This window comes from Actinophytocola algeriensis, from assembly GCF_014203735.1.
Lineage (GTDB): Bacteria > Actinomycetota > Actinomycetes > Mycobacteriales > Pseudonocardiaceae > Actinophytocola > Actinophytocola algeriensis.
On the sequence record NZ_JACHJQ010000005.1, the window covers coordinates 242,211 to 258,531 of the forward strand.

The window sequence follows — 16,321 nt, forward strand, 5'->3', positions numbered from 1 at the left end:
CGCCAGGCCCGCCGCTCACAGTCCGGTGGAGCGATCCCTGCCGGGAGGTGCTCCTCCTCCGCCACGCCCGTCGCCGTCGGAGGACCGCTGTTCGAGGACGCCGACGAAGGCCGAGGCGACGAGGGCGACCGCGCGGTCGTCGTCGTCGGCCAGCCGGTGCAGGACCTCGCGCGCGGTGGTGCCGGACAGTTCGACCAGTGCCTGGGTGAGGCGTATCCGTATCGCGGAGTCCGCGGTGTGCGCGGCGAGCTCGTCGACCAGTGTGGTCACGATCCGCTCCTCGCACCCGGGGTCGCGGGACAGCGTTCCCAGCACCTCCGCCGCGTCGACGTCGTTGACGCCCTCGACCACCATGCCGACGAGCGCAGGCACGGCCGCGGTCACGCCACGTTTGCCCAACGCCAGCGCGGCGTGCCTGCGCACCGGCGGGTCCGGGTCGCCGAGGGCGTCCGCGAGCACCGCGGTCACCCCCGGGGTGTCGGACATCCTGGCGATCGCCAGCACCGCGCGCCGTCGGACGTCGACGTCCTCCGAGTGCAGGCCGGCGGCGAGCGTCGTGACACCGTCGTCGCCCGATCGGGCGAGTGCCCAGCGCAGGGCGCCCGCGACGTTGGGGTCGGCTTCGGCCAGGATCGCGTTGGCCAGCAGCTCGGCGGGCACCGGCACGCTCTCCGACCGGGTCAGGACGGTCTGTTGCCTGCGCGCGGCGCTGGGCGAGTTGATCCCCTGCATGAGCTCGACGACGCGCAGGACGTCCTGCCAGCCCGCGGGCGCCGACGCGTCGATGGTGCGGAGCCGTTCGAGCAGTTCCTGTTCTCGCTCCAGGCGGTCCTCTGTCCACCGGATGAGTTCGCTGACCAGGGTGGCCGGTGTGAAGGCCTGGTCGTCCAGCGCGCGCCTGATCTGCTTGAGGGAGAGCCCGAGGGACCGCAGGCTCTCCACGTGGAAGATCCTGCGGATGTCCTCGGCGGAGTACTCGCGGTAGCCGCCCGCGGTGCGACCGGTCGGCCGCACCAGGCCGAGGGCGTCGTAGTGCCGCAGCATCCGGGTGCTCACCCCCGAGTGCCGGGCCACGTCGCCGATCAGCATTCGGCGGCCCCTGCGGTCTCGGCGGCTCCCGCCGCGGCCACTGCCACTGCCGCGGCGCGTTCCGGGCCGAGTGTGACGACTCGGGTCGCTTCGTCGATGGCCGCGTCGAACCCGGTCTCCGGGTCCTGCAGGAGCAGCAGGGTGGCGCGGGCGTGCGCGGCCACCGCCGGGTCGGGGTTCGCCGCGGCCTTCTCCATGGCGGGCTCGATGACGTCGCCGAGGTCGACGAGGGCCCGGCTCAGGCTCAGCCGCACGGTGCGGTCGCCGCGGCCGAGCTGCGTGGCCAGTTCGTCGACCAGGTCCTTCTCCTCGTCCTGCGGCACGAGGGCGACCGCGACGCGCCACGCGGTCCGTGCGACCTCGTCGTCGGCGTCGCGCAGCATGTCGCGGGTGACCCAGGCCCCCGCGCTCCGCTCGCCGATCTTGGAGAGCGTGTGCAACGCCTGGCTGCGCGCCTGGGCCCGCTCGGAGTCGAGCTCCCGGCGGAGCCGGGGCAGGGTGATCTCCGGCGGGAGGCGGGTCAGCGCCCAGGACAGCATGTCCCGCACGAAGAAGTCCGGCTCGATCGCGCACCGCTCGACGAGCGCATCGAGGAGGCCGGGGTCGGGGTGCGAGCCCGCGGCCAGGGCGGCCTGGAGCCGGACCGACGAGTCCTTGACGCCCAGCGCCATGGCCACGCGGCTGTGCTGCGGTGTTGCGTTCGTGGTGTTGATCGAGACCACCTCCTGACCCCAGTGGACACCTTGTCACAGTGTCAAGGTCAAGGCCGTGACCGGCGAATCAGAAGATCGCCTGGTCCAGGGCGCGGCCGCGGCGGTATCGGGGTCGCCGGAGACTCGGTGGTGGACGGGTCACAGTCGATTGACCCGGCGGGGTGAACGACTGTTTACTCGGTTGGTGAACACCGGTTCACCGTCCAGGACGGCACATTCCAGTCGGCTCATGATCGTGCTGTGCGGGTGCGGCATCACCGTGTCCCTCATGCACACCCTGGTGGCACCGCTGCTGCCCGAGATCTCGCACACGATGCACCTGTCGCAGGACGCCGTGTCGTGGCTGCTCACCGTGACCATGCTCGCCGGTGCGGTGTGCGCGCCCGTGTGCGGCCGGCTCGGCGACATGTTCGGCAAGCGCAGGATGCTGGCGGTCGCACTGGCGATCATGTCGGCCGGCTCGCTGCTCGGCGCCGTGAGCTGGTCGTTCGAGTCGCTGCTGGGTGCCAGGATGCTGCAGGGCGCCGCGTTCGGTGTGCTGCCGCTCGGGATCAGCATCCTCAAGGACGAGCTGCCTGCGGACCGGGTCATGGCGGGCACCGCGACGATGAGTTCCACGCTCGGCGTCGGCGGCGCGATCGGCATGCCGCTGGCCGGGGTGATCGCCCAGCTCCTGAACTGGCACGCCGTGTTCTGGGCGGCGACCGCGGTGTCGCTGCTGGCGTTCGCGCTGGTGGTGCTCTTCGTGCCGGAGTCGCCGGTGCGGTCCGGTGGCCGGTTCGACGTGGTCGGCTCCCTGGGGCTCGCCGCCGGGCTGGTGAGCCTGCTGATGGCCGTGTCGCGAGGTGGCACGTGGGGCTGGGGCAGTCCGGCGACCATCGGGCTGTTCGCCGGGGCGGCGGTGGTGCTGGTCCTGTGGGCCGTCCACCAGCTGTGGGTGCGGCAGCCGCTCGTGGACCTGCGGACGTCCGCGCGTCCCGTGGTGCTGCTGACGAACACCGCGACCACGCTCGTCGGCGTCGGCATGTTCGCGAGCTTCATGATGACGCCACTCCTGCTGCAGGCGTCGACGGCGACCGGGCACGGCTTCGGCGCCTCGGTCATGGTGGCCGGGCTGTGCATGGTGCCGATGGGTCTGGGGATGCTCTTCTTCTCACCGCTGTCGGCGAAGCTGTCGGCGCGGCGGGGCGCGCACGTGACGCTGCTGGTCGGCACGCTCGTGCTGGTGGTGGGCAACGTGGCACAGGCACTCATGCCGGGGAACATCCCGCTGCTCATGGTCGTGCTGATGGTGGTGTCGATCGGGACCGCGCTCTGCTTCTCCGCCATGCCGACGTTGATCATGGCCTGGGTGCCCGCGACGGAAACGGCGTCGGCGAACAGCGTGAACTCCCTGCTGCGGACCATCGGCACCAGCACCTGCGCGGCGATCGGTGGCACGTTCCTCGCCGCGTACACGATCCGCGTCGACGGCACCGCCGTGCCGTCGACGACCGGGTTCGCGGTGACGTTCTGGATGGCGGCCGGCGCGTGCGCCGGTGCGGCCGGCCTCGCGCTGGCGGTGGCGACGGTGATCCGGCGCAGCGCGCGCAGGGCCGCCGAGGAGACCGGCACCGTCACCGCGCATGCCGACCTCGTGGCTCAGTAAGCTCCCCGCCATGGGCACGGACGCCTCGGCGCCGCCACCGACCCCGGACACGGCGGGCGGCACCCGGCTGGCGATCCTGAGAGCCGCGCGGAAGCGCTTCACACAAGGCGCGTTCGCGGAGGTCGGGCTGCGCGAGATCGCCCAGGACAGCGGCGTCAGCGCGGCGCTGATCGTGAAGTACTTCGGCAGCAAGGAGAACCTGTTCGCCGAGGCGGTCTCCTTCGAGGCCGAGGCGACGGCACTGCTGGACCGCGACATCGACCACCTCGGCGAGCACCTCGTCGCCACCCTGCTCGACCTGCACGACCGCGCCAGCTCGGACCCGTTCCTGCGTGCGGTCATGGCCGCGTTCCGCCCGAACGGCGCCCACTTCTCCGGCACGTTCCAGCAGCACTTCGCCGAGCCGCTGGCGGCCCGGCTCACCGGTGCCGACGTGCCGCTGCGCACCGCCATGATCTGCGCGCACCTGGCCGGGCTCGGCGCGGTCCGCCTCGCCATGAAGCTTCCCGGGGTGACGACGCTGTCCCCGCCGGAGATCGTCGCGACCTTCGGTCCCCTGCTGCAGGACCTGATCACACCCCGCTCTTGAGCCCGTCGCGGTCCCGCGAACGTTGGTCACGCAACGGGGCGCCGACCTGGTGGAGGTGGCGGAGCGCCTGCGCGTAGGAGTCGACCAGCCCGGTTTCCGTGTAGGGCACGCCCAGCTCCGCGCAGTACTCGCGGACGATCGGCTGCGCGCGGCGCAGGTGCGGGGACGGCATGCTGGGGAACAGGTGGTGCTCGATCTGGTAGTTCAGACCGCCGAGCGCGTTGTCCACGAGCCAGTTGCCGCGCACGTTGCGGGAGGTGAGCACCTGCCTGCGCAGGAAGTCGGGGCGGTCGTCGCCGGACAGCGTGGGCATGCCCTTGTGGTTCGGGGCGAAGATCGAGCCCATGTACAGGCCCCACAGCGCCTGGTGGACGACCAGGAACAGCAGCGCCTTGCCCGGGGACAGCACCACGAACAACGCCGCGAGGTAGCAGGCGAAGTGCGTGAACAGGAGGGTGGCCTCGACGCCGCGCCGCCTGAGCTTGGGGTTGCCCAGCGCTCGCACGCCGGAGACGTGCAAGTTCATGCCTTCCAGCAGGAGCAGCGGGAAGAACAGGTACGCCTGCCAGCGGCCGAGGAAGCGCGGTATCCCGCGGCTGGCCCGGGCCTGGTCATCGGACCAGACCAGGATGTCCGGCGCCACGTCGGGGTCCAGCTCCTCGTGGTTGGGGTTCGCGTGGTGCCGGGTGTGCTTGTCCATCCACCAGCCGTAGCTCATGCCGATGCCGAGGTTCCCCGCGATGAACCCGCCGATCTCCGACAGCTTCCTGGTGCGGAACACCTGCCGGTGCGCGAGGTCGTGCGAGACCAGCGCGACCTGCCCGAACAACACGGCGAACAGCACCGCGACGAGCAGCTGCCACCAGGAGTCCCCCAGCGCGACGAAGGCGGCAAGCCCGCCGAGGTAACACGCCGCGAGCAGCCCGATCCGCACCGTGTAGTAGCCGGGACGCCGCTTCAGCAGCCCTGCCTCGTTGATACGCCGGGACAACCGCGCGAAGTCGCTGCCGGTCGACGGCGGCACCGGGGGAGCGGCATCAATAGTCATGGCGTTACTGTCCTGTACCGGCCCGCCGTGACGGCAGCCAGGTGGCCCCCCGATCGACACGGGGGCCAGCCCCATGGCCCTGGCCGGGCCCGATGCGGGCTCCGGTGTCGGCGTCGGAGCGTCACATCGATGGGGGGTACGGGGTTCGAACTCGTCAAGGCTGTGCACGCGAGATGGGATCCTTTCGTGATTTGTGACTACCATCACAGTCATGGACTACGGACACGTCGTCGTGACGTTCACGACGGACAGCAAGCAGCTCGCCAACACCATGGCCGTCGAGGTCGCGGGCACAGCGTTCACCTGCTGCGCGCACATCGAGGGTCCGATCAGGCGGGTCCACCGCTGGCACGGCCACAAGCACGCGACCGAGCAGTGGCGGGTGGAGATCGAGGTCACCGCCGACGGGGTCGACGAGCTGCTCGACCACATCGACGTCCACCACGGTGGCGAGGTACACGACCTCGTGGTGACCAAGAACGTGCGGCACCTCGTCGGCGAGCCCGCTGACGCGGGGTGACCGCACGCCGGGTAGTTGCGCTGCTCCCTCCGAGCTTTCCTTTGTGAGCCTCCGCTCGTCGGGCTGTCCTCGCCGGACGGGCGTCCTGCCGGACGGGCAGGTCTCTGGGATGGCCGGCAGCCTCGGGTGAGGTGTGGGGCGCGCTCCGGTGACGCGCGTGGCCGTGGTGCGTGCCACGTGGCGGGGCCGTCAGCGCCGGGCGAGGCGTCGTTCGGCGCCGGTGCCGTAGTCGAGTTCGTAGTGTGCGAAGACGGCGGGCTCGTCGGAGGCGAGGAGTTCGCCGTCGGTGTCGATGGACGGTGCCTCGCGAGCCAGTGCCTTCGCGTAGCGGACCCGGACCGCTTTCGGGGTGACGGTCGCGCCGAAGGCGGGCACGAAGACGAGCCGCTGCCTGCCGATCACACCCACCTTGACCGTCAGGAAGCTGGGTTCGTCGGTGATGGTGTCGACGTAGACGGCCTCGAGAGAACCGATGGACTTGTCCGCCGGGTCGATGACCTTCATGCCCACCCAGTCGCGCAGGCTCTCCGCAGGAAACATGACCTGCGAATACCCCGGCCTCACCTGCGCAAACGCGACGTGGCCGCCGCGGCTGGGGTGCCGCGGCGGCCACGTGAGCTGGAGTGTTCGTCAGCAGGGCGGGGTGCCGACGGGGCCGAGTCCGATGTAGCCGGTCCACCCGCTGGTGGACGTCCAGAACTTCTGGATCAGGTGGCCGGAGCTGTTCCGGGAGAAGACATCCATCCGCTGGTTGCCCCACGTGACGGCGGTCGGGCTGGTGGTGGTGTAGCCGCCGAAGTCCTGCGGCTCGTAGGTGGTGTAGTCCGCGCCGTCCGGCGTGTGCCACTGGACGAGGCTGTTGTCGTAGTGCCGCACGTAGATGTCCGCGCTCATGCCGCCTCGGGTGGTCGCGGCCGGCCTCCCGATGATGGCGTAGCCACGATCCACCCAGCTGTACCAGTTCGCGGTGTTGAGCCACATCAGCGTCATCAGGCTGCCGTCGGCGGCGCGCGCGTAGACGTTCATCCTGGTGCCGTCGGCACTGGCGACCGCCGCGGGTGCGCTGGTCGAGGTCACGCTCGACGCGTTCAGGCCGATCTGGGCCCAGTGGTTGACCCAGCCGTCGGCGATGCTGAAGTGCCGGTAGACGATCTTGTTGGCGGTGTTCCGCGCGAAGACGTCGAAGCCGGTCTTGTACCGCATCGTGACCGCGGGTGAGGACGTGATGGTGTAGTCACCGAGGTCGGCCCACTCGTACCAGCTGTGGTCCGCGGTCCAGACGAGCTTCTTGAGCCGGTTGTCGATGCCCTGTGCGAACACGTCGATGCGGCTGCCGCCGCCGGACACCACAGCGGCCGGGTCGCCCTTGATCTTGGCGTTGCCGGCCAGGGTCGCCCAGCAACTCCACGCGCCGCCGGAGAAGTTGCGGTGCTTCAGGCGGCCGTCCGTGGTGGTGGCGAAGACATCGATCGAGCCGGTGGCACGAGACACCGACGACAGGCCGGGCATCGTGGTCGGCGCCTGGGCACCACAGTTCTGGCTCACGAACCGCTCTTGGCCCGCCGAATAGTCGAACGCGTCGCCGTGGAACGACGCGGGCCGGATGTAGTCGGGCCAGCTCTGCCCGCTGCCGCGGTCGCGCAGCTCGAAGTGCAGGTGGGCGGAGATGCCGGATGAGTTGCCGTCGGTGTTGCCGAGGGTGCCGATCAGTTCGCCCTGCCGCACGGCCTCACCCGTGCTGACGGCCTTGCTGTCGAGGTGGGCGTACAGGGTGGTCCAGCCGTCGCCGTGGTTGATCTCCACGTAGTTGCCGTAGGCGGAACCCTCGTCGCCCGTCTGTCTGACCGTCCCCGCCGCCGCGGCGACGATGGGTTCCCCCAGGTCCTCGTTGCCGTCGGTGCCGGTCTTGTTGAAGTCGATCTCGTAGTTCCTGTGCGCGCTGCTCCCACTGGAGTTGCCGTCCCAGGAGGTGCCGCAGACGAACGGCAGCTCGAGCGTCGGCGCGGCGGCATACGCCGGTGGCGCCAGCGCGACCGTCGACCCGATCATGGCCAGGCCGATCAGCGGACCGCACAGTTTCCGGATTGCTTTCATGATCCGATCGCACCACCGGCCCGCCCATAGCCAGCCCAATCCGCGCATACGAGCACAGCGGCGACGTATCGGTCGGTGGTCGACGGCCAGTACGCCGACCCGGATCCGGCTCCGCAGACGGATCCGTTGCCAGGACTTCGCGTTTGCGCCGGTCAGGGGGCCGTCGTCAGCGGCACGTCCAGGCGCGCGGACAGTTCGCTCATCGTGGTGCCGTAGGTCTCGGTCACCAGTACCCGGTCGCCGTCGAGGTGGAAGACGGCCTGGTCGGTGTAGACGCGGCTCACGCAGCGCAGCCCGGTGACCGGGTAGGTGCACTCGCGCACCAGCTTCGGGGCGCCGGTCTTGTCGAACAGCGTCATCATCACGAAGACGTCCTTGGCGCCGACGGCGAGGTCCATGGCGCCGCCGACCGCGGGGATGGCGTCCGGGGCGCCGGTGTGCCAGTTGGCGAGGGTGCCGTCCCCGGCGACCTGGAACGCGCCGAGCACGCACACGTCGAGGTGGCCGCCGCGCATCATGGCGAACGACTGGGCGTGGTCGAAGTAGGACGCGCCGGGCAGTTCGGTGACCGGGGTCTTCCCCGCGTTCAGCAGGTCCGGGTCCACGTCGTCGCCGTGGGCGTGCGGGCCCATGCCGAGCATGCCGTTCTCGGTGTGCAGCACGACGCCGTGCGCCGGGTCGAGGTGGTCGGCGACGGCCGTCGGCTGGCCGATGCCCAGGTTCACGTACGAGTTCGGCGGGATGTCCCTGGCGACGAGGCGGGCGAGCTCGACGCGGGTCAGCGGTGCCGGGTGCTCGATCATGCCGTCACCACCACGCGGTCGACGTAGATCCCCGGTGTGACCACGGTTTCCGGGTCGAGGGTGCCGACCGGGACCACACGTGTCACCTCGGCGATGGTGAGGCGGGCGGCGGTCGCCATGATGGGGCCGAAGTTGCGGCCGGTCTTGCGGTACACGAGGTTGCCCGCCTCGTCCGCGGTGTGCGCGCGGATCAGCGCGACGTCGGCGTGGATCGGGTACTCCAGTACGTGCGCACGGCCGTCGATGACGCGGGCCTCCTTGCCTTCGGCGAGCATCGTGCCGGCGCCGGTCGGGGTGTAGAACGCGCCGATCCCGGCACCCGCCGCCCGGATCCGTTCCGCGAGGTTGCCCTGTGGCGCCACTTCCAGCTCGATCCGGCCCTCGGCGTACAGCTCCTCGAACACGTACGAGTCGACCTGCCGCGGGAACGAGCAGATGATCTTGCGGACCTGGCCGGTGGCGAGCAGCGCGGCGAGCCCGGTGCTGCCGTTGCCCGCGTTGTTGTTCACCACCGTCAGGTCGCCGGTCCCAACGCGCCGCAGCGCGTCGATCAGCGCGTACGGCTGTCCGGCCGGGCCGAAGCCGCCGATCAGCACGGTCGACCCGGCGGCGATCCCGCGCACCGCCGTGTCCGTGTCGGGGGCGATCTCGACCATCAGGCCACGTTTTCGAGTACGACCGCGAGGCCCTGGCCGACGCCGATGCAGATCGCGGCGACGCCCCAGCGCGCACGGCGCTCCCGCAGCACCGCGGCGAGGGTGCCGAGGATTCGCACACCCGACGCGCCGAGCGGGTGGCCGATCGCGATCGCGCCGCCCCGCGTGTTGACGATCTCCGGATCGATCGGCCACGTGCCGACACAGGCGAGCGACTGCGCCGCGAACGCCTCGTTCAGCTCGACGGCGCCCACGTCGGACCACGTGATCCCGGCCGAGGCGAGTGCCTTCTCCGCGGCGGCCACGGGTGCGTAGCCGAACTCCTGTGGCACCGACCCGACCGTGCCGCGGCCCGCGATCCGCGCCACCGGGTCCGCGCCGATGGCACTCGCGGCGCCCGCCGACCCGATCAGGGCCGCGGCCGCGCCGTCGGACAGCGGTGACGCGTTGCCCGCGGTGATCCGGCCGTCTGGCCGGAACGCGGGCTTGAGCGAGGTGAGCTTCTCGAGCGTGGACTCGGCCCGGATGCCCTCGTCCCGCTTCAGGTCCACGCCGGGCACGCCCACGACGAGGTCGTCGTAGAACCCGTCCGACCATGCCTGGTCGGCGAGCCGGTGCGACCGCAGCGCGAACGCGTCCTGCTGCTCGCGGGTGATCCCGAACCGCTCGGCGAGCCCTTCGTTGGCCTCCCCGTTCGACACCGTCCACTCCGGATTCATGCGCGGGTTCACCAGCCGCCAGCCCAGCGCGGTCGACACGAGCGTCGCGTCCCCCGGCGGGAAACCCCTGACCGGTTTGGGCATGACCCACGGTGAGCGGCTCATCGACTCGACCCCGCCCGCCACCACGATCTCCGCGTCGCCGGTCTCCACCGCCCGGGCTGCGGCCATCGCCGCGTCCAGGCTGGAACCGCACAGCCGGTTCACGGTCGTGGCGGGCACGGTGACCGGGAGGCCGGCCAGCAGCACCGCCATCCGGCCGACGTTGCGGTTGTCCTCACCGGCCCCGTTGGCGTTGCCGTACACGACGTCGCCGATCCGCGCCGGGTCCAGGTCCGGTGTCCTGGCGAGGAGTTCGGACAGGACGGTGGCGGCGAGGTCGTCGGTCCGCACCCCGGACAACGCGCCCCCGTAGCGGCCGAACGGGGTGCGCACCGTGGAGTACACGAAAGAAGATGGCAACGAGGACGACATGGCTCTCACTTCCAGGGCAGGGCCGCGGCCAGTTCGATGGTGCGGCGGGCGATGTCCGGCGGGGTGCCGTGCGGCGCGACGCGCAGGTTGATCGCGGTGACCCCGGCGTCGGCGTAGCGGCGCAGCGCGGTCCCGACCTCCGCCGGGGTACCGACGAGTGCGGACACCCCCGGCGCCGGGTCGTCCGGTGTGGACTTCCAGAGCCCTCGGCCGGTGTAGTAGCCGAGGACGGGGGAGAGGTACCGCTCGGCGAGCGCGCGGGCCGCCGCGCCGTCCGGGTGGATGAGGCAGAGCCGGTTCGCCACCACGTCGCCGGTTCCGCCGCGGTCGCGGTACGCCGTGGCCTGGTGGGCCAGCAGCCGGTCCGAGTAGTTGGTCGCCGCGTAGTACCCGTCGGCCAGCTCGGCGGCCCGCCGCACCGACGCGGCCGTCCCGCCGCCCACCAGCAGCCGGGGCCGGCCCGCCGGGCCTGGGACGGCACCGCCGTCCCAGGCCGCTCGCAGCTCACGCAGCGCGGTGTCCATCGTCGTGCCACCGGCGAACCGCGCCTTCAGCTCGGCGGGCCCGAGTCCGAGGCCGACCGACAGCCGCCCGCCGCTGAGCTGGTCCACCAGCGCGGTCTCGTACCCGAGCCGCACCGGGTCGTAGGCACGCAGGAGCAGCACCCCGGTACCGAGCCGGAGCGTGGTGTGCGCCGCCAGGTGGGCGAGCACGATCAGCACGCCGGGCAGGTGGAACGGCTGCGGCTCCCGGTGGTAGCTCTCGCCGACCCACACGGTGTCCACACCGGACTCCTCCGCGGTCCGCAGCAGTGGCAGCGCACCGGCGACCTGGTCGGCGACCGGGGCCGCCGACCCGAGGTCCAGGGCCAGTCCGAGCCTCACTTCTTCGCCGACGCCTGTTTCAGGACTTCCTCGCGCGAGAAGTCGTTGATCTTCGGGAGCAGGCTGGGGTCGAGGATCTGGTCGACCTCGACCCGTTTGTCGATCAGGCCGGCCTTCTCGGCGAAGTCGATCGAGCGCCGCACCCGGTCGGGGTCGATGGTGCCCCAGTCCTCCTCGCCCTCCTGCACACCCAGGCCAGCGAGCCGGACCTGCAGCACCTTGACCTGCTGGGCGAGCCCGTCCGCCTCGGACGTGCCACCGGCGGGACGGGTGTCGGGCTGGGACTGCCACATCGCCTGGATGGCGGCCTCCGGGTTCGCCTGGGCGTACACGACACCCTTGGCGAACGCGCGGCCGAACTTGGCGAACGCGTCCCGGTCGGCGTCGAGCCTGCTCTTGCGGGCCACGAACCCGCCGCCGAACATCCCGGTCATCTCCTCGACCGGCAGGTCGGTGATCCTGATCCCGGCGTTCCGCACGATCTGGTACTGCGTGTCCCACAGCGCGAGCGCGTCGACCTGGCCGTCCTTGATGGCACTGACCTGCTGCGCGCCGACGCCGATCGGCACGAGCGTCGCGTCGTTCTCGCCGAGCCCGGCCAGCTGGAGCGCGACCCGCGCGAACGTGGCGCCGGAGCTGCTCACGTTGGTCACGCCGATGCGCTTGCCCTTGAGGTCGGACACGTCGGAGATCCCGGAGCCGTCGACCGCCGCGAGCCCGTAGATCCAGTCGCCGTAGTACGAGGCGAAGTAGGTGAGGTCGGTGCCCTTGGTCGCACCGATGATCACCGGCTCCGGCGTGACGAGGGCGATGTCGGCGCCGCCCGCGATCACCTGCTGCGCGGCCTGGGTGCCCGACGGCGGCAGCGTGAACTCGACGTCGATGCCCTCGTCCTCGAAGTAGCCCTCCGCCTGGGAGAGCAGGAACGTGGCGAAGCCCGCGTTCCAGGTCGGGGTGGTGACGGCGACCTTCAACGTCGACGAGTCACCGCCGCCCGCGGCGCCGCCGCAGGCGGTCAGCGTGGTGACGAGCAGTGTGGTGAGCAGTCCGGTGAGGACTCTGGTCCGGACTCTGGGTTTGGGCATGTGTTCCTCCTTGAACACCCGGACACTCAGGGCGCGGGGTATTCCCCGGCGTTGAGCACCCAGCCTGGCTTGGCGGAGAAGTCCGCGCGCGGCGGGCAGAAGATGTCGATGAGCTGGTTGGTCCCCTGACCGGTGGCCTGTGTCGTGTGGACGGTCGGGGGCGGGATCACCGCGACCGACGGGCTGCCACACGCGTGGTGCACGTCCTCGCGCCAGTCGTCGAGCCTGGTGGTCCACGGCGTGCGGATGTGGTGGACGAACTCCCCGCGCACGGCGAGCGAGCACTGCTCGAAGTCGTCGTGGTGGTGCGGCGAGAGCTTCGTGGTGTCCCGGGGCCCTTCGTGGGGGAACAGGAAGTTCACCATGAACGTGCTGCACCGGAAGATCCGCCCGAACCGGTCCGGGGACCGCTCGAGGTGCGCCACCGGGTACACGCGGACGCGGAAGCCCTCGACCGGGTCCGGCCACGCGGCGAACGGTGCCACGTGCGGGTGGTCCTCCGCGTAGGACGCGGCGTTGCCCGCCCGCTCGGCGAGATCGGCGGACCGGGTGGTGAACAGCCGCACCACGTCGCAGCCGGCGGTCGCGGTGACCGTGCTGTCCCCGGGCGGCACGACCACGACCGCCCGGCCGGTGACCGTTTCCTTCTGGTCACCCGCCACGACCTCGACGCTGGAGTCGTCGTGGGGCAGCACCACCACGTACTCGTCGGGCTGCGCCTCCCGGGTGAACACCTCGCCACTACGGGCCGAGGTGTAGGCGAGCACGAAGTTCTGCCCTCGTCCCCACCAGGTCCTGCTCCCGGCGGCCGTGGTCTCCTGCGGCTCCTGCTTGTCGAAGTCGAGCAGCTCCGGCGCGGCGACCCGGCCCTGCGGGGCCGGGCCCGGCGCCGTGGCGAGGCCGGCGCGGGCGTCGCTCTTGTCGTACATGGGTCCGCCTTTCTAGTGCTGTTTCCACTTGCGTTGGCCGGGGTGGGTTGCCGGATGGGTTTGCCTCCGGCGGCTCCTCGCCGGAGGGGCAGGTCTCCGGGATGGCCTCGGGTTGGCAACGGGGTTCTTTGGCAGGCAGCCTCGGGTGTGGTGTGGGGCTTGCGTCCCCAGCGCGCTGCACGCCCTCACGACGTCCGTTGTGCCGTGAAAGGCGCTTTCACGGCATTGGCCACGCTGTGAAAGGCGCTATCAGGGCACCCAACGCCCTCAACGCGCCTTCACAACACCGGCCATGTCCTGAACGCGCCTTTCACGGCACACCAGCCCACCCCGGCACGGCGATCGCCGTCGGCTTGGCCGGACCCGCCGCAGGACCCGGCAAACGTCGGCGGACACAGCACTAGTCGTCCAGGCCGAGGAGGAACGAGGGGTTGTCGCGGACCATCCGCTGCAGGTCGCGCTCTGGCAGGCCGAGGTCGAGCAGGGCGGCGGCGACGCGGAGCAGCGCGTCGACCGGTCGCGGCCGCCCGGCCTGGCCGAGGTCGGAGGCGAGCACCGTGTGTTCCGGGCCGATTCGCTCGATCCAGTCCATGAGCTGCTTGGGGTCCCACTTGCGGTAGCCCTGCGGGTCGTACATGCCCCACTCGTGCTCCACGTAGGCGCCGAGGCCCACCAGCTCGAGGCACTGCTCTGGGTCGGCGCCGATGACGAAGTTCGGGTGGTTGATCACCATCCGGCGCACCCCGCGCTCCTTGGCCGCGGTGAACAGCTGCGTGATCAGCTCCGGCGTGTTGTGCCCGCCGGAGAGCAGCGCCCCTGCCTCGATGACGTGGTCGAGGACGTCGTAGACCTCGGGGATCAGCTCGCCCGCGTCGTCGGTGAAGTCCACCTGGGCGGACGGCACGGGCACCGCGGCGGTGGGGAAGCCGTCACCTTCCGGGTGGCAGGCGATGTGCCGCCCGGAGGAGAACGTCGGGAACCACACCGCCCGGCCGCCCATCCGTAGCGCCATCGCGACCGCGTACGGGTTGATGCCGCCGACCTGGCTGTTGAGCGCGATCCCGCCGAAGGCCCTGGTGCCGACCTTGGCGAGCCCGTCACGCATCGCGAGCAGGTCCATGACCGTGATGTGGTGGTGCGACTTCACCAGGATCGCCCGCATCTCGAGCCGGTCCCCGTCCTCCGCTGCCTCCACGTGGGTCAGCTCGCGGGGGAAGGGACTGGGGCCGGAGTGGCAGTGCAGGTCGACCGCGCCGCGGAGGACGCGGACCAGTGCGTCGGGTGGAGTCATGCGGGAGAACCCCCTTCGTTGTGTCCGCTATGCACACTCCATGTTCACGATGAGAGATGTCAAGAGCGGGTTTGACCGTGCCTGTTGCTCAAAGCAGGACTGATGGCCTAGGTTCCCGCACATCATGTTCGGCAAACGAACACTGATCCCGCCGAACGGACGGTGAAGGTGAGATGACAATGACGTCAGGGGCGTCAGCGACGTCGGGCGCGTCCGACACGGGTGCCGCGTCGAACGGCGATATCCAGGCCGTTTCCCGGACCGCGCAGATTCTGACCCTGTTCGGCCCCGAGACACCAGAGGTCACCGTCGCCGAGGCGGCCGAGCGGCTCGGCCTCAACCGCACCACACTGCACCGGTACTTCGTGTCACTGGAGGCGGCCGGCCTGCTGGAACGCACCGAGGAACGCAACTCCGTGTTCACCCCGGGCAGGCTGCTCCTGCAGCTGGGCGCGTTCGCGATCGGCCGCAGGAAGGTCATCCAGCTGGCCACGCCGCACATGCGCGACCTGACCAGGACGACAGGTCTCACGGTGGTGCTGAGCCTGTGGGGTCCGTCGGGTCCCGTGGTGTCGCATGTGGAGGACGACGAGTCGCACGGGACCATAGTGACGGTGCGAGTAGGCTCCCAGCTGCCGCTGAACACCGCGCAGGCGCTGGTCTACCTGGCGTTCCTGCCCGACCAGCTCACCGCGGACCGGCTGCTCGGGACACTCCCCGCCGACCAGCGGATGCACGTCCGGGAACAGATCGCCGGGATCCGCGAACGCGGGATGAGCGAACCCATCCTCAACGCGCGGGGGATCAGCGTGATCGCCGCGCCGGTCTTCGACAAGTCGGCGATCTGCGCCACGCTCGCCTTCGTCGGCACCGCCCACCTGCTGCCCGCCGACGGGAGCACCCGGGAGTCGGCGTTGCTCGCCGAGGCCGCCGCCCGGGTCACCGCGGAGATGGGTGGCGGGGCCACCGAGGAGGTACACCATGACTGAGACAGTCGGCACGACCGTCGACACCGCCGTCGAGCTGCGGCACGTCTACAAGCGGTACACGACGAGGCGGTCGAAGCGCGGTGCGGCGCGGGTGGTCGACGCCCTGCACGACGTCAGCCTGTCGGTCGCGCGCGGCGAGTTCGTCTCGATCGTCGGGCCGAGCGGGTGCGGCAAGAGCACCCTGCTGAAGGTCCTGCTGGGACTGACGAAGCGCACCGCGGGAGAGGTCGACTTCGGCGGTGGTAGCCGGATGGGCATGGTCTTCCAGCAGCCGCTGCTGCTGCCGTGGCGCACGGTGACGAAGAACCTGTTGATAGCGCAGGACATCAACCACCGGCTGTCCGACCGGGAGGCGCGCGAACGGGCCGAGGCGATGCTGTCGATGCTCGGGCTGGAGGAGTTCGCCGACCGGTACCCCGGCGAGCTGTCGGGTGGGATGCAGCAGCGGGTCGGCATCGGGCGCGCGCTCATGCACGACCCGGAGATCCTGCTCATGGACGAGCCGTTCGGCGCGCTGGACGCCATGACCCGCGACCAGATGGGCATGGACCTGCTGAACATCTGGGAACGGGACCGCAAGACCGTCCTCTTCGTCACCCACAGCATCCCCGAGTCGGTGCTGCTGTCCGACCGCGTCGTCGTCATGACGCCCCGGCCGGGGCGGATCGCCGAGGTCATCGACGTCGACCTGCCGCGCCCGCGCGGCCTGGAGAACATCAACACACCCGAGTTCGGCGCGATCGTCCGCCGCATCCGGGTCCTGCTCAACTCCGAGAACAGCGCCCACTAG

General features: G+C 70.8%; 17 protein-coding genes. 5 read left to right on the forward strand and 12 right to left on the reverse strand.

Annotation, left to right across the window (positions count from 1 at the left end):
• Positions 1 to 15: 15 nt before the first annotated feature.
• Positions 16 to 1,089 (reverse strand): HEAT repeat domain-containing protein, encoded by a 1,074-nt coding sequence (locus FHR82_RS23660; protein WP_184812707.1) that lies wholly within the window; start codon positions 1,087 to 1,089, stop codon positions 16 to 18.
• A complete protein-coding gene (locus FHR82_RS23665; protein WP_376706439.1) occupies positions 1,083 to 1,811 on the reverse strand; it encodes a HEAT repeat domain-containing protein in 729 nt (242 codons plus the stop codon). Before FHR82_RS23665 ends, FHR82_RS23660 begins: the two co-directional genes overlap by 7 nt.
• A 220-nt stretch (positions 1,812 to 2,031) precedes the next feature.
• Between FHR82_RS23665 and FHR82_RS23670 the strand changes: the two genes are divergently transcribed.
• Both FHR82_RS23670 and FHR82_RS23675 read left to right on the forward strand, forming a co-directional pair.
• Positions 2,032 to 3,450, forward strand: a complete 1,419-nt coding sequence (locus tag FHR82_RS23670; RefSeq protein ID WP_184812708.1) for an MFS transporter — start codon at positions 2,032 to 2,034, stop codon at positions 3,448 to 3,450.
• Between the two features lie 10 nt (positions 3,451 to 3,460).
• A complete protein-coding gene (locus FHR82_RS23675) occupies positions 3,461 to 4,039 on the forward strand; it encodes a TetR/AcrR family transcriptional regulator (RefSeq protein WP_184812709.1) in 579 nt (192 codons plus the stop codon).
• On the opposite strand, the gene FHR82_RS23680 is transcribed toward FHR82_RS23675, so the two are convergent.
• The gene (locus FHR82_RS23680; RefSeq protein ID WP_184812710.1) at positions 4,023 to 5,087 is read right to left on the reverse strand and encodes a fatty acid desaturase family protein; all 1,065 of its coding nucleotides are present in this window, start codon (positions 5,085 to 5,087) and stop codon (positions 4,023 to 4,025) included. The two genes, FHR82_RS23675 and FHR82_RS23680, sit on opposite strands and share 17 nt — an antisense overlap.
• Before the next feature lie 211 nt (positions 5,088 to 5,298).
• Here FHR82_RS23680 and cutA point away from each other — a divergent pair, with 211 nt between their 5' ends.
• Positions 5,299 to 5,607, forward strand: coding sequence for a divalent cation tolerance protein CutA (gene cutA / locus FHR82_RS23685; RefSeq protein ID WP_184812711.1), 309 nt, complete (start codon positions 5,299 to 5,301; stop codon positions 5,605 to 5,607).
• 189 nt (positions 5,608 to 5,796) lie between these two features.
• On the opposite strand, the gene FHR82_RS23690 is transcribed toward cutA, so the two are convergent.
• The 9 genes from FHR82_RS23690 to FHR82_RS23730 all read right to left on the reverse strand — a co-directional run bounded on the left by FHR82_RS23690 (position 5,797) and on the right by FHR82_RS23730 (position 14,542).
• On the reverse strand, positions 5,797 to 6,147 hold the full coding sequence (locus FHR82_RS23690; RefSeq protein WP_184812712.1) for a PRC-barrel domain-containing protein: 351 nt from the start codon (positions 6,145 to 6,147) through the stop codon (positions 5,797 to 5,799).
• A gap of 90 nt (positions 6,148 to 6,237) precedes the next feature.
• Entirely contained in the window at positions 6,238 to 7,701 is a 1,464-nt protein-coding gene (locus FHR82_RS23695) for a DUF8189 domain-containing protein (RefSeq protein WP_184812713.1), read from the reverse strand.
• Between the two features lie 152 nt (positions 7,702 to 7,853).
• Entirely contained in the window at positions 7,854 to 8,504 is a 651-nt protein-coding gene (locus FHR82_RS23700; RefSeq protein ID WP_184812714.1) for a 3-oxoacid CoA-transferase subunit B, read from the reverse strand.
• Positions 8,501 to 9,160, reverse strand: a complete 660-nt coding sequence (locus FHR82_RS23705; protein ID WP_184812715.1) for a 3-oxoacid CoA-transferase subunit A — start codon at positions 9,158 to 9,160, stop codon at positions 8,501 to 8,503. Before FHR82_RS23705 ends, FHR82_RS23700 begins: the two co-directional genes overlap by 4 nt.
• Positions 9,160 to 10,353, reverse strand: coding sequence for a thiolase family protein (locus FHR82_RS23710; RefSeq protein ID WP_184812716.1), 1,194 nt, complete (start codon positions 10,351 to 10,353; stop codon positions 9,160 to 9,162). Before FHR82_RS23710 ends, FHR82_RS23705 begins: the two co-directional genes overlap by 1 nt.
• Positions 10,354 to 10,358: 5 nt before the next feature.
• Positions 10,359 to 11,237, reverse strand: a complete 879-nt coding sequence (locus tag FHR82_RS23715; protein WP_184812717.1) for an LLM class flavin-dependent oxidoreductase — start codon at positions 11,235 to 11,237, stop codon at positions 10,359 to 10,361.
• Complete coding sequence (locus tag FHR82_RS23720; protein WP_184812718.1) at positions 11,234 to 12,322, reverse strand: ABC transporter substrate-binding protein; 1,089 nt, start codon at positions 12,320 to 12,322, stop codon at positions 11,234 to 11,236. Before FHR82_RS23720 ends, FHR82_RS23715 begins: the two co-directional genes overlap by 4 nt.
• Before the next feature lie 26 nt (positions 12,323 to 12,348).
• Positions 12,349 to 13,251, reverse strand: coding sequence for a cupin domain-containing protein (locus FHR82_RS23725; RefSeq protein ID WP_184812719.1), 903 nt, complete (start codon positions 13,249 to 13,251; stop codon positions 12,349 to 12,351).
• Positions 13,252 to 13,651: 400 nt separating this feature from the next.
• Positions 13,652 to 14,542, reverse strand: a complete 891-nt coding sequence (locus tag FHR82_RS23730) for a DUF6282 family protein (RefSeq protein ID WP_184812720.1) — start codon at positions 14,540 to 14,542, stop codon at positions 13,652 to 13,654.
• 179 nt (positions 14,543 to 14,721) lie between these two features.
• On the opposite strand from FHR82_RS23730, the gene FHR82_RS23735 reads away from it, so the two are divergent.
• Both FHR82_RS23735 and FHR82_RS23740 read left to right on the forward strand, forming a co-directional pair.
• Positions 14,722 to 15,531, forward strand: a complete 810-nt coding sequence (locus tag FHR82_RS23735) for an IclR family transcriptional regulator (protein WP_184812721.1) — start codon at positions 14,722 to 14,724, stop codon at positions 15,529 to 15,531.
• The gene (locus FHR82_RS23740; protein WP_184812722.1) at positions 15,524 to 16,321 is read left to right on the forward strand and encodes an ABC transporter ATP-binding protein; all 798 of its coding nucleotides are present in this window, start codon (positions 15,524 to 15,526) and stop codon (positions 16,319 to 16,321) included. Before FHR82_RS23735 ends, FHR82_RS23740 begins: the two co-directional genes overlap by 8 nt.

Excerpts from the sequence above, each read along its gene's own strand:
- FHR82_RS23690 (WP_184812712.1), bottom strand. The coding sequence starts at position 6,147 with ATGTTTCCTGCGGAGAGCCTGCGCGACTGGGTGGGCATGAAGGTCATC.
- FHR82_RS23705 (WP_184812715.1), bottom strand. The coding sequence starts at position 9,160 with ATGGTCGAGATCGCCCCCGACACGGACACGGCGGTGCGCGGGATCGCC.
- FHR82_RS23735 (WP_184812721.1), top strand. The coding sequence starts at position 14,722 with ATGACGTCAGGGGCGTCAGCGACGTCGGGCGCGTCCGACACGGGTGCC.
- FHR82_RS23710 (WP_184812716.1), bottom strand. The coding sequence starts at position 10,353 with ATGTCGTCCTCGTTGCCATCTTCTTTCGTGTACTCCACGGTGCGCACC.
- FHR82_RS23720 (WP_184812718.1), bottom strand. The coding sequence starts at position 12,322 with ATGCCCAAACCCAGAGTCCGGACCAGAGTCCTCACCGGACTGCTCACC.
- FHR82_RS23740 (WP_184812722.1), top strand. The coding sequence starts at position 15,524 with ATGACTGAGACAGTCGGCACGACCGTCGACACCGCCGTCGAGCTGCGG.
- cutA (WP_184812711.1), top strand. The coding sequence starts at position 5,299 with ATGGACTACGGACACGTCGTCGTGACGTTCACGACGGACAGCAAGCAG.
- FHR82_RS23675 (WP_184812709.1), top strand. The coding sequence starts at position 3,461 with ATGGGCACGGACGCCTCGGCGCCGCCACCGACCCCGGACACGGCGGGC.
- FHR82_RS23730 (WP_184812720.1), bottom strand. The coding sequence starts at position 14,542 with ATGACTCCACCCGACGCACTGGTCCGCGTCCTCCGCGGCGCGGTCGAC.
- FHR82_RS23700 (WP_184812714.1), bottom strand. The coding sequence starts at position 8,504 with ATGATCGAGCACCCGGCACCGCTGACCCGCGTCGAGCTCGCCCGCCTC.
- FHR82_RS23725 (WP_184812719.1), bottom strand. The coding sequence starts at position 13,251 with ATGTACGACAAGAGCGACGCCCGCGCCGGCCTCGCCACGGCGCCGGGC.
- FHR82_RS23660 (WP_184812707.1), bottom strand. The coding sequence starts at position 1,089 with ATGCTGATCGGCGACGTGGCCCGGCACTCGGGGGTGAGCACCCGGATG.
- FHR82_RS23695 (WP_184812713.1), bottom strand. The coding sequence starts at position 7,701 with ATGAAAGCAATCCGGAAACTGTGCGGTCCGCTGATCGGCCTGGCCATG.
- FHR82_RS23680 (WP_184812710.1), bottom strand. The coding sequence starts at position 5,087 with ATGACTATTGATGCCGCTCCCCCGGTGCCGCCGTCGACCGGCAGCGAC.
- FHR82_RS23670 (WP_184812708.1), top strand. The coding sequence starts at position 2,032 with ATGATCGTGCTGTGCGGGTGCGGCATCACCGTGTCCCTCATGCACACC.